This is a genomic window from Maridesulfovibrio salinus, assembly GCF_055394525.1.
The window spans coordinates 3,373,581-3,397,270 of sequence record NZ_AP042461.1 but is presented as its reverse complement, the minus strand read 5'-3'; the positions used below and the strand labels follow the sequence as shown (position 1 = coordinate 3,397,270).

Annotated in this window: 23 protein-coding genes, 1 tRNA gene and 1 riboswitch; of the genes, 12 read left to right on the top strand and 12 right to left on the bottom strand. The window is 46.8% G+C overall.

Going from position 1 to position 23,690, the window contains the following annotated elements; translation table 11 throughout:
• Positions 1-9 precede the first annotated feature (9 nt).
• Together ACZ5PW_RS15615 and ACZ5PW_RS15610 are read left to right on the top strand one after the other, a co-directional pair.
• A complete protein-coding gene (locus tag ACZ5PW_RS15615; RefSeq protein ID WP_464555382.1) occupies positions 10-528 on the top strand; it encodes a hypothetical protein in 519 nt (172 codons plus the stop codon).
• Between the two features lie 1,361 nt (positions 529-1,889).
• Positions 1,890-2,303 carry a GFA family protein gene (locus tag ACZ5PW_RS15610; protein ID WP_464555381.1) on the top strand — a complete coding sequence of 138 codons (414 nt, stop codon included), beginning with the start codon at positions 1,890-1,892 and terminating at the stop codon, positions 2,301-2,303.
• Positions 2,304-2,525: 222 nt separating this feature from the next.
• Here ACZ5PW_RS15610 and ACZ5PW_RS15605 read toward each other — a convergent pair whose 3' ends face one another.
• Positions 2,526-3,521, bottom strand: coding sequence for an ABC transporter substrate-binding protein (locus ACZ5PW_RS15605; RefSeq protein WP_464555380.1), 996 nt, complete (start codon positions 3,519-3,521; stop codon positions 2,526-2,528).
• A gap of 365 nt (positions 3,522-3,886) precedes the next feature.
• On the opposite strand from ACZ5PW_RS15605, the gene ACZ5PW_RS15600 reads away from it, so the two are divergent.
• The 3 genes from ACZ5PW_RS15600 (at position 3,887) to ACZ5PW_RS15590 (ending at position 6,558) form a co-directional block, all read left to right on the top strand.
• Entirely contained in the window at positions 3,887-4,480 is a 594-nt protein-coding gene (locus tag ACZ5PW_RS15600) for a VPLPA-CTERM sorting domain-containing protein (protein WP_464555378.1), read from the top strand.
• Between the two features lie 168 nt (positions 4,481-4,648).
• Entirely contained in the window at positions 4,649-5,086 is a 438-nt protein-coding gene (locus ACZ5PW_RS15595) for an alanyl-tRNA editing protein (RefSeq protein WP_464555376.1), read from the top strand.
• Between the two features lie 72 nt (positions 5,087-5,158).
• Positions 5,159-5,246, top strand: a riboswitch (ZMP/ZTP riboswitch).
• A 55-nt stretch (positions 5,247-5,301) separates the two neighbouring features.
• Entirely contained in the window at positions 5,302-6,558 is a 1,257-nt protein-coding gene (locus tag ACZ5PW_RS15590) for a serine hydroxymethyltransferase (protein ID WP_464555374.1), read from the top strand.
• A 286-nt stretch (positions 6,559-6,844) separates the two neighbouring features.
• Here ACZ5PW_RS15590 and ACZ5PW_RS15585 read toward each other — a convergent pair whose 3' ends face one another.
• From ACZ5PW_RS15585 to ACZ5PW_RS15565, 5 genes are all read right to left on the bottom strand, one after another.
• Positions 6,845-7,519: a GDSL-type esterase/lipase family protein gene (locus ACZ5PW_RS15585; protein ID WP_464555371.1), complete on the bottom strand. Its 675-nt coding sequence runs from the start codon at positions 7,517-7,519 to the stop codon at positions 6,845-6,847.
• A gap of 4 nt (positions 7,520-7,523) precedes the next feature.
• A complete protein-coding gene (locus ACZ5PW_RS15580) occupies positions 7,524-8,474 on the bottom strand; it encodes a hypothetical protein (RefSeq protein WP_464555369.1) in 951 nt (316 codons plus the stop codon).
• A gap of 13 nt (positions 8,475-8,487) precedes the next feature.
• A complete protein-coding gene (locus ACZ5PW_RS15575; RefSeq protein WP_464555367.1) occupies positions 8,488-9,891 on the bottom strand; it encodes an MBOAT family O-acyltransferase in 1,404 nt (467 codons plus the stop codon).
• A gap of 186 nt (positions 9,892-10,077) precedes the next feature.
• On the bottom strand, positions 10,078-10,533 hold the full coding sequence (locus ACZ5PW_RS15570) for a GNAT family N-acetyltransferase (RefSeq protein WP_464555365.1): 456 nt from the start codon (positions 10,531-10,533) through the stop codon (positions 10,078-10,080).
• A 114-nt stretch (positions 10,534-10,647) separates the two neighbouring features.
• Positions 10,648-11,247, bottom strand: a complete 600-nt coding sequence (locus ACZ5PW_RS15565) for a phosphatase PAP2 family protein (protein ID WP_464555363.1) — start codon at positions 11,245-11,247, stop codon at positions 10,648-10,650.
• 228 nt (positions 11,248-11,475) lie between these two features.
• Here ACZ5PW_RS15565 and ACZ5PW_RS15560 point away from each other — a divergent pair, with 228 nt between their 5' ends.
• Positions 11,476-12,585 carry a glycosyltransferase family 4 protein gene (locus tag ACZ5PW_RS15560; RefSeq protein WP_464555360.1) on the top strand — a complete coding sequence of 370 codons (1,110 nt, stop codon included), beginning with the start codon at positions 11,476-11,478 and terminating at the stop codon, positions 12,583-12,585.
• A gap of 2 nt (positions 12,586-12,587) precedes the next feature.
• On the opposite strand, the gene ACZ5PW_RS15555 is transcribed toward ACZ5PW_RS15560, so the two are convergent.
• The gene (locus ACZ5PW_RS15555; protein ID WP_464555358.1) at positions 12,588-13,709 is read right to left on the bottom strand and encodes an endonuclease/exonuclease/phosphatase family protein; all 1,122 of its coding nucleotides are present in this window, start codon (positions 13,707-13,709) and stop codon (positions 12,588-12,590) included.
• 294 nt (positions 13,710-14,003) lie between these two features.
• A complete protein-coding gene (locus tag ACZ5PW_RS15550; RefSeq protein WP_464555357.1) occupies positions 14,004-15,236 on the bottom strand; it encodes a M24 family metallopeptidase in 1,233 nt (410 codons plus the stop codon).
• Between the two features lie 159 nt (positions 15,237-15,395).
• Between ACZ5PW_RS15550 and ACZ5PW_RS15545 the strand changes: the two genes are divergently transcribed.
• From ACZ5PW_RS15545 to hisF, 5 genes are all read left to right on the top strand, one after another.
• Positions 15,396-15,818, top strand: coding sequence for a CoA-binding protein (locus tag ACZ5PW_RS15545; RefSeq protein WP_464555355.1), 423 nt, complete (start codon positions 15,396-15,398; stop codon positions 15,816-15,818).
• The gene (locus tag ACZ5PW_RS15540) at positions 15,819-16,253 is read left to right on the top strand and encodes a YkgJ family cysteine cluster protein (protein WP_464555354.1); all 435 of its coding nucleotides are present in this window, start codon (positions 15,819-15,821) and stop codon (positions 16,251-16,253) included.
• Positions 16,254-16,259: 6 nt separating this feature from the next.
• Positions 16,260-17,063 carry a DnaJ domain-containing protein gene (locus ACZ5PW_RS15535; RefSeq protein ID WP_464555353.1) on the top strand — a complete coding sequence of 268 codons (804 nt, stop codon included), beginning with the start codon at positions 16,260-16,262 and terminating at the stop codon, positions 17,061-17,063.
• Positions 17,064-17,272: 209 nt separating this feature from the next.
• The gene (hisH, locus tag ACZ5PW_RS15530) at positions 17,273-17,914 is read left to right on the top strand and encodes an imidazole glycerol phosphate synthase subunit HisH (protein ID WP_464555351.1); all 642 of its coding nucleotides are present in this window, start codon (positions 17,273-17,275) and stop codon (positions 17,912-17,914) included.
• Entirely contained in the window at positions 17,904-18,683 is a 780-nt protein-coding gene (gene hisF, locus ACZ5PW_RS15525) for an imidazole glycerol phosphate synthase subunit HisF (RefSeq protein WP_464555349.1), read from the top strand. Before hisH ends, hisF begins: the two co-directional genes overlap by 11 nt.
• A 172-nt stretch (positions 18,684-18,855) precedes the next feature.
• On the opposite strand, the gene ACZ5PW_RS15520 is transcribed toward hisF, so the two are convergent.
• From ACZ5PW_RS15520 to ACZ5PW_RS15505, 4 genes are all read right to left on the bottom strand, one after another.
• A complete protein-coding gene (locus ACZ5PW_RS15520) occupies positions 18,856-19,746 on the bottom strand; it encodes an AMIN domain-containing protein (protein ID WP_464555348.1) in 891 nt (296 codons plus the stop codon).
• A 64-nt stretch (positions 19,747-19,810) separates the two neighbouring features.
• Positions 19,811-20,998, bottom strand: a complete 1,188-nt coding sequence (locus ACZ5PW_RS15515; RefSeq protein ID WP_464555346.1) for an iron-containing alcohol dehydrogenase — start codon at positions 20,996-20,998, stop codon at positions 19,811-19,813.
• Positions 20,999-21,135: 137 nt separating this feature from the next.
• Complete coding sequence (locus ACZ5PW_RS15510) at positions 21,136-21,525, bottom strand: VOC family protein (RefSeq protein ID WP_464555344.1); 390 nt, start codon at positions 21,523-21,525, stop codon at positions 21,136-21,138.
• Positions 21,526-21,528: 3 nt separating this feature from the next.
• Positions 21,529-23,475 carry a protein-disulfide reductase DsbD family protein gene (locus ACZ5PW_RS15505; RefSeq protein WP_464555342.1) on the bottom strand — a complete coding sequence of 649 codons (1,947 nt, stop codon included), beginning with the start codon at positions 23,473-23,475 and terminating at the stop codon, positions 21,529-21,531.
• A gap of 111 nt (positions 23,476-23,586) precedes the next feature.
• Here ACZ5PW_RS15505 and ACZ5PW_RS15500 point away from each other — a divergent pair.
• Positions 23,587-23,662, top strand: a tRNA-Lys gene (locus ACZ5PW_RS15500).
• Positions 23,663-23,690: the final 28 nt, after the last annotated feature.

Below are 23,690 nucleotides of genomic sequence, written 5' to 3'. Positions count from 1 at the left end.
GAGAGGTTCATGAAACGTTTAATTCAATTAAGTCTAATGTCTATTGTTACAGTACTATTTATGTACGGTACTGCATTTGCACAAACAGATTTTTACCCCAATGGCAGCATTTTGGTTCCAAGCATAGAGTTCTCACATTTTCCTGGAAACTCAAACTCATATTTTAATACATCAATCATTGTTACTAACATTACAGATAAAACGGTTAAATGCAGGATAGGACTATACGACCAAGACGGGGCAGACTTTACAACATTTGCTAAAGTTTATACTGGATCATATACACAAAGCCATATCCTTATTTCAACTGGAACTGGTGATTTTGAACTTCCACCACATGCTACGCGGGTGTTATCCCTTAATGAATCACCGACCCCCGTACAACTCTGGGGCCATGCCATAATAGAATGGAGTTGTGACGACCCCAAAACACGTAAAGCATTAATTGCCGGAATACGTCTTTTTAGAAAATCTCTAGGCTCAGAAGGTCTCTCAGTGACTTATATCAACAACGGTCAGCCATTCTAACTTTTTTTATATCAGAAGGCTGAAAATAAATATTTTAGCCTTCTTCTCCTTCTTACAATGAAATGCTAGATGAAAAACGGAGTGTCCGTTTTTCATCTAGCATTTCTACTCTCCGAGTCTATAGGTGAGGGTATGAGAAAATATATAATTCTTTGGTTTGTGACTGGATTCGTTTCTGAACTGGCAATATTTTTTTATGGATTGTCAGACCGAGAGATTTTAGCGAATCTTTGGTCGAATACTGCATATTTTTTTAATCCGTATTACCTTATCTATATGGGCTACGAAACGTATTCTGAAAACTATTGGATTTCGTTTGGAATAATGCATTCCGCCAGATTGGTATGGCTGTTGTTGGCTGGGTTTCTAGATTCTTGGTCCAAAAAGTACAAACTTGCCAGATATGTAACTTGGGGAATGTTGGTTGTATATTTTATCCCGTATTTAATAGCTTTAAATAGTATGTAGTATGTTGGTTTAGCAAATGACCGTCCTGCGGAGGAAGCCGGCTCTCATGAATCTCCTAAGCAGAAAAAGGCAGATGCCGAGAAAGCTGAACCAGTTCCGGAGAAAGATAAATCTTCAGATGCAGAGCCGGCAGCCCGTGAGTCAAATGAAAAGGAAGACGAGGGCGGTTTCTGGAATGCTGTTGCCAAAATGGGGCGTGGGACTGCGGATGCTCTGAGTCGTGCTGTAGATACTCTTTCCGGTGATGGGGAGGATGTCATTAAGTTTGGTGAGTATGTCAATCTGGAGAAAGTAAGGTTTTGAATTAGATGGTAAAGAGAGGGCTACTAATGCCGTCCGCCATATCGGATACAATCATGATTAATTTTATTGTGTGTTTTTTGTTTGGAAGTATCGCCAAGTTCTTTATCTATTCAATAGTCCATAGCAGTCTGCTCATAATTTTACCTTTAGTCCTGTTCTGCCTGATTATGAGAGCCTTATACAGGAAACAGATATGGGCATATCTTGGTTTTGCTCTGGGCTACTCGCTATATGAGTATATTTTCCCATCTTTAGGGCGTTCGAGAGAGGATATACTAACAGAATTTGGATGGCACTTAGCTTTGGATTCCTTTGGGTATTACCTGATATTCCAAGTCGCAGTATTTTATTTATTTGCTGTCGCTCCTAAGATGTATTCAGGTTTGAACAGTAAGTTTGGCAAATGATTGCACTGAATTAAAAAAGGCGTAGCAGTATTTCCCTGGGGCTTCCAATCTCCACCACCGCATAAAAATTACGAGAACCATGCCAATGCTTCATCGCCCACCCCCGACACCAACCTGATACATTTCGGCTACCGGGAATAACTAGAACAAGACGACAATAATTGAGAACTAGAAGGAGGCATAATGAAATATACAGGGACATGCCTATGCGGCAAGGTCGCCTTTGAGGTAGAAGGATATTTTGATAATTTTTTCCTTTGTCATTGCGAACGATGCCGTAAAGACACCGGATCTGCCCATGCCGCGAATTTGTTTTCCTCCACGGCCAAGTTGAGATGGCTTGCCGGGGAAGAGGAAGTAAGGACATTCAACTTTAATTCAACAGGGCATATCAAAAGTTTCTGCAGCACTTGCGGCTCGGCTCTTCCTAATATCCAAATGGATGGAACCCTTCTTGTCGTGCCGGCGGGCAGCCTGGACTGTGACATACCGATTAGAGCGGATGGTCACATATTTATGGCTAATAAAGCCAATTGGGACTTTGAACTGGAAAGTTTGCCCATGTTCGACCGGCTTCCCGTAGAGGATGAAGGTTAGCGAGAGGATAATATGCGTGATGAAAAGGCATCGGATGCCGAAGAAATGGGCTTATTCAGTCGACTTGCCGTAAGGTATATCTAGCACTTCACCTGAAACTGCCTTTTCAAGAGTTTTTTTCGCAATTGGAATCAGCTTAAGTCGTTGATTGCCGAAACGTATTCTGGATTACCAGCTGATTTGTTTTTTTATATGCAGCAATTCATGCAGTTCTTTTTCCTGTTACTTTACGAAAACAGCTTTCTTTTTCAGTTCCTGAGGCAGTCTTATGCGCCAGCGGGAGAGTTCGTGTCTGCTGAACATCAGTATTCCTTCGTTGGGAAGTTGAATGGAGGGAATCGGTCCACCCGAAAGAATCTTGTTGGCCATTTCCGCTGCGGTCTTTCCCTGATGGTAGCCGCTCATAATCAGGCCGCCCATTGCTTTTCCTTTTCCCACTGAATATCTCCAAAACGCAAAAATCGGAACTTTGCTGTTTGCGCTGGTCCATTTGGCCACAGTGGTCATGGGCGCATGTTTCCCGGAAGCATCTTTCATCGCCGTGTAATTGCATATAATTATGCCTTTGTATTCGTTGACATCAAGATTTCGCACCTCTTCTTTCCATTTCGTGAAATGATTTGAGGTGAAAACATCTATGCTGCATGGCCCGTATTCGGCCTCTTTCCTGCCATCCATCTGGGTTTTTATTATAGCCATGGAGGTTGTCCCTGCGTCCATCATCAGCAGGTACTTTCCCGGTCCGGAAAGCTTGTTGAGCATCACCAGAGATCTTTTCAGCAGGGGCCTTTCAAGAACTCCTGTCACATTTGTCGGGATATTCTTCTTTGTAAAATAAAGCCGGGGATTTTGGTTGATTCCCAAAAAAACCTGCGGAATGCCTTCGTTACTTATTCTCTCCCCTAGCATTTTCAGTGCGTTATCATCCATCATCACAACAATATCCGGGCGTTCTTCGAAAATAAGTTTCATTGCCCTGTCCGCGCGGACATTGAACTCTTTTTCCGGAATTCTTTTGGTGTCCAGTTCAATATGAACCAGCTCGTAATCAGGATTCAGATTGTCGTGAAGTCCTTTCAGACAGTCGCTGGTCCACGGATAGCTGCTGTGGTAGCTGTTTAGAATAAATACTTTTCTCTTTGCCGCGGAAGCATCCTGAAAATTTACAATGCAGAAAGATAAAACAATAATAATGATTATATGTATGTTTTTTGTCATTTTTAAGTGTGTCTTTATTTTGCGTTGTATTGAATAAATAATTAACGCATTGAATGTTTATGCGTGTTGTTTTCCGCATATATTATAACATTTAACATAAAATGAAAATAAAATTATATTATTATTTTGTGTCATGTGTATGTTATAGATCTAATATGGACGTTTTTGAGTCGTCAGTATATCTTGTTCGAACGCATGAGGTGGTATTACTAAGCTGAAGATGATTGGCTTTGCTGGGAAAATTTAATGTGTTTGACGTAAAATGACAAAATGGTAATCTTTGAGCCTGAAGAAGTGTGTAACTTGACCCGATAGCTAAGGTGGATTATCTTAATAGTATAGAAAAAAAAGGTCGGGAGGCTTTTATGAAGAATATATACGCAGTTATACTGCTCCTGATAACTTTGACTGTGCCCGCTGTTTCGCAGGCATCGTCATACTATGTGACCCTTGAGGGAACAGTGAACAGCATACAGGATAACGGCGGGCTTGCAAGTTCCGCTAATATCGGTGTCGGTGCTAATGTCAGGTATGTACTTGAGATTGATACTGACCGGCTGGGATCTGTTACCAGAAACGGTCGTACGCGGGATAAGCAGAACACTGTTTATTCAGGCCTTTATGCCGGAGTCCTCAGCGGAGGAATGTGGTATGAGAATAATTTCCTGCAGGAGAATCCTGCGGAATTCAAGGCCGAAGCCGCCAACAGCCTCTCTGGTGTATACCTCAAGGACTGGAATACCAAGCTTGACGATCTGACTGTGGGAACAAAGCTCGGCTATATGCATGAGTTCTCCTACAACCCGGATAACAACTGGAAGTACACTCAGCTGAACCTTAAGGATATGACGGTTACCAACATATCCAACGTTGCTCCTACTCCAATCCCCGGTGCAGCATTCATTATGCTTGGCGGTCTCGGAGTTGTCGGAGCTTTAAGAAGAAAGTTCGGTAAGTAATCACTGAAACAATACATGAATCAAATCGCGGGGGCAGCAAGGCTTCCGCGATTTTTTTTGTCGGCGGAGCAGGGCGGTTTCGGGTGAGTTGTTTTCATGAAGAAAAAGGACTATTAATTCTACCCGGGATATTACCGTAAACATTTAAACGTAAAAGGGCGGCAGATTATGGCAAAAGATTACCAGCCGAGGATGCATTCCGCTGAACATATTCTCAATCAGGTTATGGTCCGCAGGTTTGACTGCGACCGTTGTTTCAGCGCGCATATCAACAAGAAGAAATCCAAGTGCGACTACCGTTTCGACCGGGCCCTGACAGATGCTGAGGCGCGTGAAATCGAAGCTTCCGTTAACGAGGCCATTTCATCCAATCTGGATGTGACTGAACAGATGATCAGCCTTAAGGAAGCCGATGAAAGATTCAACCTGACCAGACTCCCCGAAGGCGTCACCGAGGTGCGGGTGGTGAATATCGGTGATTTCGATGCCTGCCCATGCATTGGTGCGCATGTGGATAATTCCAGTGAAATAGGTGAGTTCAAGATGGTTTCGCATAGCTTTGAAGACGGGGTGCTGCGCATCCGCTACAAGCTCACTCTGCCGTAGATTTCATCCTCGGGCAAAAAAGTGTTTTACAGAGTTGAATTGTATTGCTATTGATGAGTCAGTTTTTGAATACACATTCCGTGCAACTGGCGATGTAATGTGGAATTAACCACAGGGAAACACGGAATTTTATATCCAGCCGCTCGCCTGGGCCTCGTTCTGAACAGAACGTGCATCCTTTCCTCTTCCAAGAGGTGCAATCCAAAGGAGTGCCCATGCAGCAATATCGTGATCTTCTTCAGAAAAATGACTCAGACATCTTCAATGCTCTTTCCGGCGAGGAAACCCGCCAGAAGGTGGGCATTGAGCTTATCCCTTCTGAAAACTATACCTACCCCGAAGTTCTCTGTACCTTAGGCAGTGTTTTCACCAACAAATACTCCGAAGGTTATCCCGGAAGACGCTATTACGGCGGTCAGGAATTTACCGACACCATAGAAGACATCGCCCGTGAGCGTGCAAAGCAGGTTTTCCGCTGCGAACACGCCAACGTGCAGCCCCTGTCCGGTTCACCCATGAATCAGGCTGTGTATCTCGGCCTGCTTGAACCGGGGGATACCATTCTTGCCATGGATCTTTCCCATGGCGGACACCTCACTCATGGCGCGCCTGTTTCGTTCATGGGTAAGCTTTTCAATTTTATCCGCTACAAAACCGATCCGGTTGACGGTTCCATTGATTTTGATGAACTGCGTAAAACCGCGCTTGAAAACAAGCCGAAGATGATCCTTTGCGGGTACACCTCCTATCCCCGTGATCTGGATTACGCGAAGTTCAAGGAAATCGCGGACGAGGTCGGCGCCATAACCATGACTGACGCGTCACATTATGGCGGTCTCATCGCTGCGGACGTCATCCGCAATCCCTTTGATTTCGGTTTTGATGTGGTAACCACCACCTCACATAAATCCCTTCGCGGCCCGCGCGGGGGCATGATCCTTTGCAGAAAGGACTTTGCCCCGAAAATCGACAAGGCAGTTTTCCCCGGACTGCAGGGCGGACCGCACATGAACACCATTGCCGGAATCGCGGTAACTCTCAAAAAAGCCGCGGAACCTGAATTCAGGGAATACGGCAGGCAGGTCCTCACCAACGCCGCGACACTCGCGGAGGAACTCACAAAAGCCGGTGCATCCCTGGTCACCGGCGGCACTGACAACCACATGATGGTCATGGATACCGAAAAGAGTTTCGGCATCAACGGCAAGGTTGCCGAGGAACTTCTCGACGAAGTTTCCATTACCACCAATAAGCAGATCATTCCCGATGATCCCAATCCGCCGCTCAAGCCCAGCGGAATCAGAATCGGTACTCCCGCAGCCACCACCCGCGGAATGAAAGAGTCCGATATGGTGAAACTGGCAGGCTGGATGGTCCAAGTCCTCAAGAATCCCGAAGACAAATCTCTGGCTGCCACCACAAAGACAGAGATCGAATCTTTCTGCTCAAGGTTTCCGGTTCCGGGAATCTAAAAACATCACTCCTTCCCTTACTGGCCGGAGCTTCGTCCATCAATGAAGCTCCGGCAAGAAAAAGCAAAGGCCCTCATCCAATCAATGGATGAGGGCCTTATTAATTGCCAGTGGCAGCTCCGGAAACTACAACTGAACTGAAGTCGGGGTGGGTGATAAATTGCTAATCCTTATCTGGCTGGGTGAATTGTTCCGGATTGTCTTTCAGTTCTGGATGTCGTTCATAAAAATAAAGGGGTAGCTTTCTCTTCATTACAGTAAGTTGAAAATAGTTCATTTGTTTTTATTATTCGTCCGAAAGAAGTAATTCATAAATTTTTTCCCGGATAATCATGTACCCCTGTCCTGTTAAGTGGATTCCATCATATGTGAGGTGCTTTTTCATGGAACCATTTTGATCGGCAAAACTGCTGTACAGATCTAAATATTGAATAGCCTTTTTCGTGCATAGATTTGAAAGCATTTTGTTCACTTGAGAGATTTTGGGATTCAAGTCGGAGAGGAGGCTAGTGTCATTGGTTACTGGTAGCAGAGAAGAAAAGTAAATTTTGGTGTCGGGTGTCTGTGTTTGGATTATTGTAATAATTCGTTCGTAGTTTTTAAGAACTTCTGAAACGCTATGTTTCCTGAACAGGTCATTCAGACCGACCATTATGAATAGTTTGGAAGGTTGTTGTGCGTAGACTGAATCAAGACGTGAAAGAACATCGTGAGTAGTATCTCCGGCAATACCACGATTAAATACCGATTGTCCTAAAAGTTCATGCCACTCACAGTGCTGAATAATACTTGCTCCAAGAAAAACGATAGTATTCTTCCTTTTGGGCAGGACTTTGAATAAAGACACTCTTGAACTGTGCAACCATGATGGCTTAGTAGGTGAATAAGGATTGGGTTTATTTACGTAATAAATTGTAGCTAAAGTAAAAATTACCAATAAGATGATTACCGATTTTTTCATTTATTTACCGAATGTTATCTTTGATATATGAGGTGAAGATTTTGCTTCCATCCGTATTTAAATGATCCCCGTCAAGGAAAATATTTTTGGGTAGGTTTAAATTGGATAAGTCATAGCAAGCTACATTTTTATGTTTTTTTGTGATTGAATTTATGATTGTTGAAAATTTATCGGTGTAAATTTTGGGGATTTGTTCTGAGAATTTTTTATATAAGGGAGTTCTTATCAAAGTGAGCTTGATCCTTTTTTGGTCACATAAGCTGGCTATCGCTTCTATGCTTTGTATTGATGTCTCTGAAAATTTATTGTCACTTTCAGGAAAATTGAAGTAGACAGCTATCTTTTTAGCGAGGTGCTTGTTATCTAGATGCACTTCATCCTTTTTTTCCTGTCCTCCCCAGAAATTATAATCTGAATTCTTAATTATATTTTTAACTTCCTTGTAGGATAATTTTATGTCTCTCAGATAACTAAAAGGAATTCCAAGTTCGTATTTGAGCCATGATATGTAAAAATCTTCTGTATAAGATTGTAGTGAGGAATAATCTTTACTATGCAATAAAAAGAAATAATCCAAGTATGTATTGCGAGAGTTGGAGGTGTTTTTGTACATTAAGTTGTCTTGATATTTGCTTATATGAATAGGGTCAAAGGCAATTATGACTTGCTTGATCTGTTTGTTGTCATTTAATAATTTTTGCAATTTGAAATAAGTAAAAAAAACAGGCTCGCCACTACGTCCAATATTTATAGAGTTAGGATAATATTCGGGACAAAAAGCACACGCCGTATGGGATGCTCCTGCAAAAATTGTGTCGACGGATTTGTCTATAGGAAAAGATTTTAATTTATATAATGGGTCGATTATAACACTTTTGTATATAACGGTGGTCACTATCGCGAGTGCAATAGTAATCATTAATGTTGTTTTTAAGTATTTTTTTGAATCTTTCATTTTGTATTATAAGTTAAAATTGGAAATATAAGAATCCGCGAGGATTACTTAAGTTGAATAAAGATATAATTATCAAGAGAGCCGTACAGTAGCTTACTTTGTATGATGGCTTAAATTTTGTCAGCATTTGATTACTGTTGGGGAAAAATAAAGTGACTATAAACCCTATTGCCAAATATACAGGTATTTTGCTTGGAACGACAATTGCGTGTAATCCTTGCGGCAAAGTTGTGCCAATCATTGTCTTTAAAACATGGAAAGAGTCGTCGACGGAATTTGATACAAAGAGGACTCTTGTTCCGACAATACCTAAGAAAGTCAGGAACCAGGCAATGATGAATGGTAGTTTTATTTCAGCCCGTTTCATCATATGAGCTGAGATAACAAATATTCCATTCACCACTCCCCATATTACGAAGTTCCATCCTGCTCCATGCCAGAATCCTGATACAAGAAAAGTTATAAAAATTGCGTAGTAGAAATTGAAGCTACCTTTTCCCTTGATGTATACATTTCTGAAAACGTAATCGCCTAGAAAGCGGGATAAGGTTATATGCCAACGTCTCCAATAATCAGCAAAGTTTCTTGCCTTGTACGGAGAATTGAAGTTTTCAGGTATTTTAATGCCGAAAATCAAGCCCAGACCTATCGCCATATCCGCATAGCCTGAAAGGTCAAAGTAGTATGCAAAAGTGTAGCTTAACGCTGCCACCCAAGATTGTACCATATCCAAGTTGTGCACATTGTTGAACGCATGTTGAGCCCATTCAGACAAAGGGTCCGCCATGATTATTTTTTTAGTGCAACCTATGAAGAATAAGAAAACTCCTTTTGCTATATTATCATAATTTAAGAATTTTTCTTTCAGACGATTATATTGTGGGACAACGTCTTTATGATGGACAATTGGTCCGACAATAAGTTGAGGAAAGAAAGTGATGAACATAAGGTAGTTCAAAAGGGTGTATTCTTTTGTTTCCCCTCGATATGAGTCGACTAAATATGCAATCAGCTGAAAAGTGAAAAAGGAGATTCCAATTGGAAGTAATATGTTCTGATAAGCCAAAGGTTCGGAAACAAAAAGATTTATATTAGCAATGATAAAGTCAGTATATTTGTAATATCCCAATAGAGTTATGTTTCCAAGTATCCCAAATGTAAGGATTAATCTTCGAACTAAGGAGCTGTGCTTTGTATGGGATTTGAGCAACTGACATCCCACTAAATAGTTGAAAGTAATGCTTCCAAGAAAGAAAGGGAAAAAGTCCTTTGCTCCATATGCATAGAAAAAAAGAGAGCCGCAAACTAATGCCCACTTAGCTAGCTCGGTTTTTTTTGAAGAAAGCAGCAGGGCGTATAAAATAAAAACGGCTGGAAAAAAGAGAAAAATAAAAATGTATGAAGAAAATAACATCATAACTCCTTTACGCTATTGAGCTTATCTCAATCTTTGGAATCAGATGTTTTATAGTTCGATATGTTTAAGTTTGCAACACAATAATTGCCATACCTATATGTGGGATATAGTCTTGAGTGGGAGGTAGTGTGGAAATGGTTCTAGTGTTGAATTAAATGTTTATCTTTAGTGCACTGAGCCCCCAAGCTATGCTGAGGGATCAGTAGAGTTTGACTTATGCGGGAGTGTAAACCCTTTTTTAATCATGACTTCTTCGTTAACAAAGCTGGCCATTCCGGTTTTCATTTTTCTGAATCCCTGTTTCTGATAAAATCCCTCTTTGCCGGGCGAGGCATAGAGAATGACATTGCAGCCGGGGACCTGTTTCATAAGCTCACTCATTATCTTTGAGCCCAGCCTATGCCCCTGATACTCGGCTTTAACCGCACAGTCGTAAACCGCGGCCTGATATTCTCCATCGGAAATGGTTCTGCCGAATCCAACCATCTGCCCACCGGAATAAATGAACACACAACTGTGGCTGGCCTCAAAGGCCCGCTTATGTTTTTCCGGTGCATAGAATGCCATGCCCACTGATTGCAGTGTGTCTGAAACTTCCTGCCAGTCTACGTTTTTGCAGTCGTGCCTGATTTCAAATTCCATCGGTGACTCCTTTAAATATTTAGAAATTGGTAAGGATTGCATTTGTCAACATAGCCGCGTCAAGGGCGGACAGCTTTTGAATTGAGGTGCGGGCTCATGTCTGTTTGAACCTGCTTAAACCCGGAACCGCTCAGGAACTTTGTCTCGCAGCACATACTCCCAGATAATCCATACCGTTATGGCCACGCAGAGTCCCACAGCCCATCCCGCCAGCACATCCGTTGCGAAGTGCTTGCCGAGATACAACCGTGAATACCCGACACCTATGGGCAGGAAAAGCAGCCACGGACGTAATTTCCTGAAAAAGATCATCAGCATTACCGTGAAGGCCATTGAATTGGAGGCGTGGGCGGAAGGGTATGAGTTGCCCCGTTCCTTGGTCTGCTTGAAATCAAGTGCCCGCCTCTGCCATCTGTTGTCTTCATGATGATAGGTCAGGGCGATGGAGTTGAGTGGGCGCACCCGGCCGAAGGTTTTTTTCAGAATGTTTGTGGAAAGGTCCGCAAGGCCCATGGATGCTACAACCAGAAGCATTATGATCAGAAATCTGGCCCCTTTTTTATATATGCCCAGAATAGTGACAACTGATATGATGGCCCACAGAAGTGCCGCGGAAGACATGAGCGGCATGGACACATCAAGCCAGTGTTTACGGAAGATCTGGTTGACCAGAATGAATATCTGCATATCCAGGGGATGAGTCAGAAAAGGCATTATTTCTCCTTACCTGTGGTTTTTCTTGGCAAGTATAGAGTTTCGGATTAACATTCGCGCCCGCTGCATTCTGCAGTTCTGCTGAGAATATATGGCGAGGTTTATTGTGCCGCCTGTTCTCAGCGGACGCTTTGAAGCGAGTATCAATATAAGGGCAGGCGGGCAAGATTATTCAGCCGCCCTGTGTACGTCCTGTAAATCTTTAAGTCCAAGGGCTTGTTAATATATATGAAGAAGATAGCCATAATGCTACCCCGGTTCAGCCGCTATGGCGGAGTGGAGCGGTTCGGATACAATTTAAGCGCAGCTCTTGCCGGAGCCGGATATCAGGTGGATTTCATCTGTTCAAGGGCCGAGGTGGATGCGCCGGAAGGTGTCCGGGTGCTCAAAGTGGGGCGTTACGGCTTTTGCAGAGCGGGAAAGCTACTCTGGTTCGTGCTGGCTGCCGAGCGGCTTCGCAGTCGGGGCGGGTATGACCTTTGTATCAGTCTGGGCAAATCCCTTAATCAGGATATCCTGCGTGTCGGTGGCGGGCCCCTTGAACCGTTCTGGAAACTTTCCCGGCGGGCTTGGGGTAACGGTCTGGCGGGAAAATTAAAGATGCTGCGCCGCCGCACCGCCCCTGTGAACCTGCTGATAAAATATATCGAGCGCAGGCAGGTCCGTTCGGACAGCAGGATCGTCTGCGTTTCGCACAGGGTGCGTGACTGGATGATTGAGGCGCACCCTGAGCTTTCAGGACGTGAAATTGATGTGGTCTACAACAAGCCGGACCTCTCGCTGTTCAGCCCTCTGCCGGAAGAGCGCAGAGCAGCAGAACGCTCCGGATTATCCCTTACCGGAAATGATGTGGTTATTTCCACCGCTACGACCAACTTTGCCCTGAAAGGGGTTTCTTCGCTTATCCGGGCCCTTGCACTTCTGCCGGGCAACTTCCACCTGCATGTGGCGGGGGGGCGGAATCCTTCAAGATACAGCGCTCTGGCTGAAGAGCTGGGAGTTGCCGATAGGGTTAATTTCCGGGGAAAGGTTGAAGATATGCCCGCATTTTACGGCAGTTCCGATATCTTTGTCCTTCCATCCTTTTATGACGCCTGCTCCAATTCGGTTCTTGAAGCCCTTGCCTGCGGTCTTCCGGTGATAAGTTCCCGTGATAACGGCAGCAGCTATTTTCTGCCGCCCGAAAATGTGATTGATGATCCCGCCGACCATTCGAATCTGGCAAAGGTGATTCTCTCCACCTTAGAAAATTCGGGCACAAACGAATTTGTCTGGCCCGATGATGTCCCCTGCGGAATTGACCCCTATCTGGAGCTGGTCAGGCAGATGCTTGGCTGATATCAGTCCCGAAAGTCATCCGTCAGCATTGATCTGAGATAGTTGCGGCTGTTGTTGGTTTTGAGCCGCACCCACATCAGGTAGTGGTCGGATAACTGGTAGGTCCGCCACTTCTTGTATGCCTTGAAAAGCTTTTCTTCACTGTCCGCCTTTTTACCCGAACTGGTGGTCTTGCGTACCAGTTCTTTGTAGATATCATAATGATCATCAGTCATTATTGATTTGAACAGGTCGACCACCCCTGCATTTCCGTTTCCGGGAGTGTCTACATATTCAACGGTTTCCGCTTTGGTCTTGAATGCTATCTGGTCATAATGTTTTCCGGTCCCGGTTGTTGTTTTATTTTTCAGGACATCGGGGATGACGAAGTTATTATTCTCCAGTGCCTGCATAGTGGGGTGGTTGAGGCCGAAAATATTGAAGTCTCCGAGCAGAATTGTGGAGATATTTTTCCTGAGCTTTTTGTCGGCTGTTTTGGAAAGATATTTTGCGATTGCATTGATCTCTTCGCTTCTTTCGCGCAGGTCGTCCTCTGAGTCCGAGCCGTAATGAATGTGCACGGTGCACAAATCGAGCTTAAGCCAGTCCGCCTGAAATGATACCAGAAACGGTGTCCTGTCGAACTGTTCTCCCGCAGTCAGCTTTTCCTTATCCTTATCAAAGATATGTCTGCTGATCAGCATGGATGGGGGCAGAACAATTTCCCCCGCCACATTTCTGAATGATACTTTCCTTGTGTCGTAAACAAAGACCATCCGCTCGCCGTTTCCGCCTGCCGCCCGGTCGGCAACATCTGTTGCAATGTAATCCCAGTGCGAGCCAAGAATACGCATTACCTTTTCCCACTCATCAAGGCTGGTGACTTCCTGTACCGCCACAAGATCAAAATTTGAGATTATTTCCGCAATGTAAAACCATGACTCGGGGAGCCTGTTTCCCCAGCCGAAAGGGTTTTTTCTGCCGAAATTGCGTATGTTCCATGTGGCGAGAAGCAGGTTTTCTTCCGCGTCTTTTTCAGGAACGGAACCCTGCATCTGTTCTTTAAGTCTGAGCAGGTTTTCTGCCGCCCGTGCCTTTGCGTCTTTATTTCTGATCAGCTTATGAAGATTGCTGTAAATGGGCATGGATTATTCTCCCTTAATATTTCTCAATCAAGTTGTGGTATTGTTCTTATAACAAAAGAGCCGTAATGATCCAGTGCCGAGGCGAAAAAAAAGGCCCGGAACAATTCATGTTCCGAGCCTTGATATTCAGCAGTCCTGCTTTGCGGATAAAGCGGCATCTGCGTTGTGAAGATGATTTTTAACGAGCCTTTATTTCGCAATACCATAAGCCTGTGGCGCGCAGAGAAAGAAAACTGAAACCCGCGTAAGTCTAACCATGTATAGTTGTGGTGTTTTACGTGTTTCCTGCTTCTGCTACTTATCAATACAAATTATATCAAAATTATTTCCGGTGATGCATTTTGCGCCCTCTGCGGTCACTTCGTAGGTGTTTTCAACGCCCACCATGCCCACTCCCGGGATTCCCTGCTTGGGCTCAAGGGCGAAGACCATTCCTTCTTCTATGGGCAGGTCAAAACCTTTAGCGATGGCCGGAAAACCGTCAACTGTCAGGCCGATTCCGTGTCCGAGGAAGTTGACCTTGTTATCGCCCAGACCCATGAAGCCTTCACTGAAGCCGCGTTTTTCGGCCTCGTCAACGGCTAATCTGTATATGTCGCTGACCGGAGTTCCGGGCTTGAGGTTTTCCGCGGCCATTGCCTGCACATCCTGACAGAAAAGCTGTGCGTCCATAACTTCCTTTGGAATGGAGCTTTTCGGCCCGGACCAGTAAACCTGTGTCTTGTCGGTGTGGTAGCCTTCCATGACGAATCCAGCGTCAACGGAGAGCGGGGCGTTTTTGTCCCATAATTTTGCTCCGCTGCCCATGTAAGGGGATACAGGATGCACTCCGCGCAGTCCCAGTGGGCCGTCAAAGGTGCTGGGATAGTTGCCGGAATCCCCGGCTGAGATGTGGCCGAGAAAGATTTCCGACCCGAAAGTCTGCATGCGCATGTGCCCTTCGTGTCCGTATTCGAAAAAAACGTTCCAGATGTACTTGGATATTTCCAGTTCACTCATGCCCGGTTCCAGAATTTCTGGAAGCACATCCACAAGCGCTGAATTGTGTCGCTCACCGACTTCACGCATGATTTCCAGTTCCCATTCGGATTTGAGTGATCTGGCCTGAGCCAGAACCTTGTCACCGGGTACGAATTTGAATTCGGGCATGCGTGAGGCGAGCATTTCCCCCAGTTGCCAGGTCAGTCCGGCGGTTTCGGCTCCGATCGTATCACTCAGTGGGGCTCCGGCTTCTTTTGCAAGCGGGGCTATGTCCTTGAATGACTTGAAACGTATGATTTTTTTTATGCTGCTTTCTATTTTGGCTCGGTCGTAGGATTTGCGGACAAAAAGGATCGGCTCTCCTTCAAGGGGCAGCCATACTGCACCGTTGACAAATGAACCTGAGAGGTAATAAATCTGCAGACGCGAGAAGCAGAGAATGCCTCCGGCCTGCGGCGCAACCTGCGGCAGAAAGCGGCGGCATTTGGCCCAGCGGGCTTCGAGTTCGGTCCTTGGAACAACAATATTAGTATTCATATCAGACATTTTGGTATACTCCTTAAACAGGCGGGTTTGAAAACTGTGTAAGTTTTCTGATCGGCGGGAATGCAGTACGGAAAAAATCGGGTACTGTGAGAGAACTTTTGCAAGTGAGCGGGCTTTACTGTAGCATGCACAAACACTTAACTGCCCGGGGAAAAACAAATGTTGCTGTTAGACGAAAAAAAATTAGCCGCACTTCTTGATGAGGTCAAGGTAATTGCCGTAATCGGTGCTGTCGACAAACCCGGCCGTCCGGTGGACATGGTCGGGCGGTACTTGATAGACGCTGGTTTCAAGGTTATCCCGGTTCATCCGAAAAGACAGAATGTCTGGGGACTTGAAACATTTCAGACCATTCTGGATATCCCTGAACCCGTGGACGTTGTGGATGTGTTCAGGGCTTCACAGTTTTGTGCCGATCATGCCCGTGAATGCCTGAAGCTTGAAACACTGCCCAGAGTTTTCTGGATGCAGTCAGGCATATACAACCCGGAGGCAAGAAATATGCTCTCCGAAAAGGGCGTTGAAGTTATAGAAGACAGATGCATTATGGTGGATCATAAAAAATTAGCAGGCAGACGATAAATGGATCAGGCTTTTGAGTGCCGCATGTGCGGTCATTGCTGTCAGGGTGAAGGCGGGATAATCATGACCGCCAAGGACCGGCAGCGTCTGGCGGAATTCCTCGGCATGTCCGAGGAAGAGATGGTTGAAAAATACAGTGAAACCGTTAACGGTAAAATTCGTCTCCAGTCACGCGGGGACGGTTACTGCGTTTTCTTTAATGAAGGATGCGGGGTTCATCCCGGTCGTCCCGATATCTGCAGGGCCTGGCCTTTCTTCCGTGGCAATCTCATTGATGAAATGAGCTGGGAGATGATTCAGGATTACTGTCCGGGCGTAAATCCCGAGGCAGGACACGCTAAATTTGTTGAACAGGGCAAGGAATATATCCGGACCGAAGGCCTGCGCCAGCATGATCCTGATGTTGCACCCAACGCACTTATTACCGACGAATAATCAACTATGAACACCAGACAGGCACAGAGTATTCTAAAGGTCGGGCCGAATGCTACCGAGGAGGATATCAAAAGATCTTTCCGCAAGCTTGCTTTCAGCATGCACCCCGATCTGAACCCCAGCCCTGATGCCGCCCGCAAATTCCGCGAACTGAATGAGGCTTACGTTTTTCTCAAGAACGTCGCCTCAAACAGCGGAGCCAAATCCTCTGCCGGGAAGAGTTCATACACCCGCCAGAAAAGCACCTTCAAGTCACAGGCGGACCGCAAGACAGCCTCACACGGCGCCAAGGCTTATCAGAACCAGCAATCCAAAGCCCGCACGGATTCGAGAGCCAATTCCGAACGCGCGCAGCAGAGCCGTTATTTCTTTCAGAAAGAGGAGGACGTGCTCAAGGATATCCTGAACGATCCTTTCGCCCGTCAGGTGTTTGAAGATATCTACAGCCAGATCAGCAAGGACAAGCCTTTTCAGAAAGCTTCCTCTCCGGTTCAGGACCGCAAGGTCAACCTCAGCTGGGGCGATAAAACCGCCTCGGTAGACGTCTCATCAGGATTCACCGAGGGCATCAAATCATGGATGAAAGGGCAGATGGACGATGAACAGACCGTTTATTTCCCCGCTTCCGCACTGCATCCCGGACGCACCGTGCGTATCACCATCCAGCAGGGGGTCCGTAAAAAGACCAAAACTCTGGATATAACCCTGCCGCGTGATTTTGTTATCGGCAGGGCAATCCGTCTGAAGGGGCAGGGGCGCAAACTCGGTCCTTTTAAAGGTGATCTGTACCTGCGTATTCTGGCAAAGTAGAAAACATAACACTTATCTTTATATTTTCCCTTGTTTTCCATCCGTTTTTTGACTAGCTCCTATTTATAGGACAGAACCGTTACGCTCTGCCGTTACGGCAGCCGTTCTTCGGGAAGAACTCTTTTCTTCCATGAAAATTTATCCCTCATATCAGATACTTGATTCTGCGGTTCAATATAAGCATCTAAAACTTTAAGGGGGCCCCTCTCATGCTGGCTATTCTTGATTACAAGGCCGGAAACCAGACCAGTGTTCAGCGAGCTCTGAACAAGCTGGGAATTCCCAATGAAATTACTTCGGATAAGGAAAAGCTCGCCAGTGCCACCGGGATTATCTTTCCGGGCGTAGGCGCCGCGGGGCAGGCCATGGATGAACTCACATCCGGCGGTCTGGACGAACTGCTTAAAAACCTCGTGCTGCAGAATAAGCCTCTGCTCGGCATCTGTGTCGGCTGTCAGATTCTTCTAGATTACAGCGAAGAAAATGACACCAAGGCGTTGTCTGTCATTCCCGGTGAATGCCGCCTTTTCAACCCTTCATGGGAAGATTATGAAGGCGTGCCCATCCGTGTTCCCCACATGGGCTGGAACCAGATCGAGCTTAAGCAGGACTGTGCGCTTTTCAAAGACATCGATCCTGAAGCCCATTTCTATTTTGTTCACAGCTATTATCCCGCTCCTGAAGAAAAATACATCATAGGTGAAACCACCTACGGACGTCCTTTCTGCTCCCTGCATGGGCGCGAAGGTCTTTGGGCCGTTCAGTTCCACCCCGAGAAGAGCGGAAATCCGGGCCTGAAACTTCTTTCCAACTTTTATGAATACTGCAAGGAGGTTTCCGATGCTCAGTAAAAGAATTATCCCTTGCCTCGATGTAAGAAACGGAGTCCTCACCAAGGGAATCAAGTTCAAGGATAATGTCGATATCGGTGATCCGGTGGAAACCGCCAAGATGTATTATGAGCAGGGCGCGGATGAGATTGTTTTTTACGACATCACCGCATCTTCCGAAGGCCGCGGCATCTTTCTGGATGTAGTGGAGCGAGTGGCTTCCGAGATATTCATCCCTTTTTCCGTCGGCGGAGGAATCAACTCCGTCAAGGATATGCGTGATGTGCTGCTGGCCGGGGCCGAGAAGGTTTCCGTGAATTCCGGCGCGGTCAAGAATCCTGATATCATCAGCGAAGGAGCGGCTGCTTTCGGCTCCCAGTGTATTGTTCTCGGCATGGATGTAAAACGGGTGGACAAGTCCGAAGATATCCCTTCCGGATTCGAAATCGTCATCAATGGCGGCCGTAAATACATGGGTATCGATGCACTCGAATGGGCCAAGACAGGCGAAGCGCTTGGGGCCGGAGAAATCTGCCTCAACTCAATTGACGCTGACGGCGTTAAGAACGGCTACGACCTTGAACTTACCCGTCTTGTGGCAGAAAGTGTCGGTATTCCGGTAATTGCGTCCGGCGGAGCAGGCCACCCTCAGCACATGGTGGAAGCGGTAACGGAAGGACGCGCCACAGCGGCCCTTATAGCCTCCATTGTCCACTATGGCGAGTACACTATCCCCGAGCTTAAAGAATACATGTCCTCCAAGGGCGTTCGCATGAGAAACAGCTGGTAGGTATCTCCTTCAGCCGTTTACGCCTTTTACATGACAAGTAAAAAAGCCATGATATTTTTAAATATCATGGCTTTATATTTTTATAAGCCGTTAAGAAAAAACTGGGCGGACGAAACTTTAAATCGACCTGATGCCTTCCCGGCAGATTTTCTTTAACGGATGAGAGCGTAATTTATTTTACGTCAATATTGAGTCCGTTCTCTCTTTTGGTGATGACCGGAGCCGGGGTCTGGCCTTTGAGGTCCATGACCATCCTGATCTTGTCATCGTAGATGCCGATGCGGAATCTTGAGAATATTGGGTTCTCAGGCCGTAGAGTGGTCGGCCCGTAGTATTCCCAGTTGCCGTGGATATCAACGACAAGACGTTCTGGGTCGCGCAGAAAGAATGAAGTGTAGGAAAGAGGCGCGCCGCCGAGGTCCAGTTCTATTCTGGTCCTGCCGTCCACGGCCTTGAAGTAGATGGACTTAAGCTTTCCGCCCTGCAGTCCGTGGCTTTCCTCTTCTTCAAGAGACTCATCCTTTTTACTCGCGGCAGTCTCATTCGTGGCGTTGGTCAGCTCTGTGCCGTTGAAAGCCATGATTGTCTGGACTGTTCCGTTTACGGTGGTCCCGTTGGTTGCATTGCTGCCATTGACGGATTTCGCACCGATAATGGAGATAGTGCCGTTATCCACGATAAAAGAACTGTTGGTCGCGTTGGCTATGGCCATGCTGAGCAGCGGCATGTCTTCGTCCGCTTCATGCTCATCGGTTTTGTTTTCAACGGGCAGCTGAATGGATTCAGCAGTCTTGTCTTCCTTGAGAAGCCAGCTTTCCGGGAGCAGCAGTCCGGGATTGATGAACGCGAGGAGGGCAAGAAGGCTGAAGACGTGAATGAGAGCCTGTCTGCTGGTGAAGTAGTTGCCGTATTTCCTGAAGCTGCGGCTGCAAGAGCCGCAGGTGTAGGACCTGACAGGGGTCAGTAAAGATATAAGCACATCAGCAACCAGCCCCCGTCTGAAATAAAGACGGTTGCTGTCACAAAAAGGGCATTGAACTATATTTTTGCTCTTTACTCCCATTAACTCCACCTGTCAGGATACTAAGCAAAACCATCAATTTTGCCAAGTTAGAATATTTTTTGTTCTAATCGGCAATTGCTTCGGAAATAATGCACTCAAGTTCTTCGTCAGTCATTTCCGCAGGTGTGCAATCAAAAAGCTTGCCCATGGTGGTTCTGGCTATTTTAACCAGTTCGGGAACATCTTCTTCCTTGGCACCGTAATCTTTCAGTGATTCCTCATTGAAACCGGCACGTTCAAGCAGTGCCCGCAGTCCTTCAAGGAATACAGTCGCGCGCATGTTTTCGTCAAAGGCCTGTGTGTCGTATCCCATCGCCATTGCCAGATCCTCGAATCTTTCCGGAGCAGCGGGGATAAGGCGTTTGAAATAAGGAACCGCAAGCTTGGCAAGTCCCAGACCGTGGGGAAGCTCGGGGTATTTCGCGCTCAGTGCGTGCTCGAGGGAATGCTGGGAGATGCAGCGGGAAAGGGTTTCACACATTCCGGCGGCAGTGCTGGACCATGCCATGACGGTGCGCGCTTCAATGTTGTCCCCTTCAGCAATGGCCATGGGCAGGTAGTTGCTGATGAGATGCACGGCTTCAAGGGCGAGCATGTCGCTTACCGGCTGGTGCTCGGTGGAAATGAAAGTCTCCACAGCGTGAAAAAAAGCGTCGATTCCGGTGTAGGCTGTCATGCGGGGCGGCACGGTCAGCATCAGTTCCGGGTCCACGATAGAGATTGCGGGGAAAGTTGAGTCGTTGCCGAGGCTGATCTTTTCATCTCCGCCGGACTTGTTGATTACCGCCCACTGGTCGGCTTCTGTTCCTGTCCCGGCTGTGGTGGGGATGGCGATCAGCGGAGCCGCGGGATTCTCCGGCTTGACTCCGCCGCCGGAGCCGGACTGCATGTAATCCCAGCAGCGGCCAACGTTTGTGGTCAGCAGGGCGATGGCTTTGGCCGCGTCAATGGTGGATCCGCCACCGAGTGCTACGATAAAGTCGATTCCCTTTTCTCTGGCGGTCTTTGCAGCTTCATCAACCTGATCCGACTTGGGATTGGGTGAAATATTATCGAAAACAACAGTGGAAACATCCTGTCTGGCGAGTCCGGCCTGCACTTTTTCTAGGTAGCCGTTTTTAATCATGGCACCGGATTCACCGATGATGACCATGGCTTTTTTACCGGCAGGAAGTGGTGCGGTGGCGAGTTCTGAAATTTTACCCGGTCCGAAAATGATGCGGGTGGGAATGAATATCTGGAAGTTGAGCATGTGCTGCCTCTGGATTTTATAGTTATTATTTACTGGTTGTGATTGCTGAATCAGTAGATAACGGACTGCGGGGCTGCCGTAAAGGGGCTTAGCCGCTTAAATGGAAAAAGGACGGCACCCGGCCTTTTTTATATTTGCTAATTAAAGTAAGTAATAAGATTCAGGTAGACTCCTTGTCTGTCTCGGATGACACAGAAGCGCCCTACATTGGTTATATCCGTTGGTGCCAGCATTACCTTGCCCCCCAGTTCTTCAACTTTGGCAGCCGTTTCATCCACATCGTTTACCGTGATATACGGGTCCCAGCATGGTTTTACACTTTCCGGAACATCGTCAGGTTTTATCAGCATGCCGCCAACCATGGTGTCATCTTTAAGGGCTATAAGGTATGTTTCTCCATAAATTGTCTGGGTTTCGTTAAATGTCCATCCGAGAAGTTCTCCATAAAACTCTTTTGCGGAATCCAGATTGGTGGTCAGCAGTTCATTCCAGCTGAAGTGTCCATGTTGCGGCTTTTTATTCTGCATATCTTATCTAAAAGTCTGTTCCAGAGCATCATTCATCTGCCCTGTGGTGTAAAGGTCACGGATTACAGTAGGCGTTCCGGCCCCGTCACCCGGTTTGAAGATGGCGGCCAGAGGTATGGACCTGCTGCCCAGTGATCTCAGGAAATCGTCAGCCGTTTTGTTGGGCGAGGTAATATCCACTTTAATGAAGGTCAGACCGTATTTTTCCTGCCAGCGGTTCAGGTTGGAAGGGGTAAGGACTGTTTGTTCCAGCACCTTGCATGACGGACACCAGTCGGCAGTGAATTCGACCAGCATCGGTTCTTCCCCGAATCTTTCGGAAAAGTCCTGCCTGTCGAAGTTTATCCAGTGGGCGGAGTGCACAGGAGGAATCGCGGCCCAGTATCCTATGCCGAGGCACAGCACCAGAGCCGTTGCGCGGAGCAGGTACATGATTCCTTTGCCGTCTGCACTTCCGGCTAGTCCCCACATCCATGCGCCCACAGCCGTGAACCACATGAAGATCATGGCGGGTATGAACATGTTTTCCGGAAGAATGCTCAGCAGGTAGATGCAGGTTCCTGCAAGGAAAAATCCGGCGATCTTTTCAATCCAGATGGTCCATGCGCCGGGTCTGGGGAATCGTGTTCCGAGTGCGGGAAATACAGCCATCAGTATGTAAGGCATTGCCATCCCCGCTCCGACACTCAGGAAGACGGAACCGATAACATAATGTTTCTGGACCATGGCCCAGCCGAGGACTCCGCCAAGGAAGGGGCCGCTGCACGGAGTGGCCAGAAGGGTGGCCAGAATTCCCGTAAAAAGGGCCTGTTTGCGAGGGCTTCCGTCTTCGGTTTCTATCTTAAGGTCAACAACCGGAAGATTGAAAAGGCCGAATAGGCTCAGACTGAGCGCGAAGACAATGCCTGTAAGGGCTATGATAACCGGAGGTTTCTGGAATATCTGCCCCCAGGCCATTCCTGTTGCCCCCAGTATCGCGCTGAGTATGCCGAAGTAGAGCAGAATCCCGAGGGCGAAGAAAACATTGTGTTCCCGGAAGCTGCGTTTCTGTTCGGCGCTGCTGTCATGTTTTGCGCCAGCCATGAGCGTTGAAAGCTTGAGGCTTATCACCGGAAGCACGCAGGGCATGAAATTCAGCAGAAAACCGGCCAGCAGTCCGAAAAGGATAGCGGTTGTCAGGTCGGTTACTTCAAGGCCCGGAGTGAATGATTTCGGGGTCAGTTTTTCAAAGTCGAAACCATTTTCCATTCCCATCTCAGCCGCATCAGGTTCCGGCAGTATTTCAGCAGGGTCGGAAGGGACATCCGTCTTCTTTTTGATGAAAGGCTTCTCAATCGAAGGAATTTTGCTGTCGGCATCAACAGCAGGCTTTTCGACTATTTCTTTGAGCGAAATCCGGCCCTTATCTGCATTCTCCCTAGACTTGACGAAAGTCTTCCACCATTTCTGGTCCTTTGCCTGCGGGAGTTTGTCCAGCACTATGCCCATGCCCGCGAAATTGAGTTCTTCCTTGTACGGCAAGCAGGCCGTAGGCGAGCACATGAGCAGGGACAGCTCGGTCTTGATGGTAAAGCTCTTGGTCTGGGTGGGGATAGGTATGAGTATTGGAGTCGGGTCCGAGTAGGTATCAATCATGCTCCCTTTATTAAAGGGGTCGGCTTTTGGCTTGCCGGGCAGGTAAAGGGGGTTGAGAAATACATTGCCGGGCATGATTCTGGCTTTGAGCTTGGTGGGCTGCCCCATTTTGCCCGGATTATGGGAGTATGTGTACCAGCCGTTTTTAGTTTCAAGGATCAATGCGGCCAGAACGTCACTCTGAATGCTGACTTTTTCCTGATCATCAGGATTCAGGCGGAATAATTTCCAGCTCGTGGATAGGTTGGGGTTGCTGTTCTGCGCACTGAGGGCGGTCTGCGGCTGAATAAGGCCGATTACAAAAAGAAAACTCAATAAAACTAAGAAAACTGACTTCAAGCGCATCAAAGGCCCTTTTGTATAAAAAAATTAAAAATGTTATTGACATCCAAGTGGAAGATATCTAAACCCATCTTCACACGACACGGGTCACTGGCTCAATTGGTAGAGCAGCGGACTCTTAATCCGTTGGTTCAAGGTTCAAGTCCTTGGTGGCCTACCACAGTAAATACAGGGGTTTACGGCAGAAA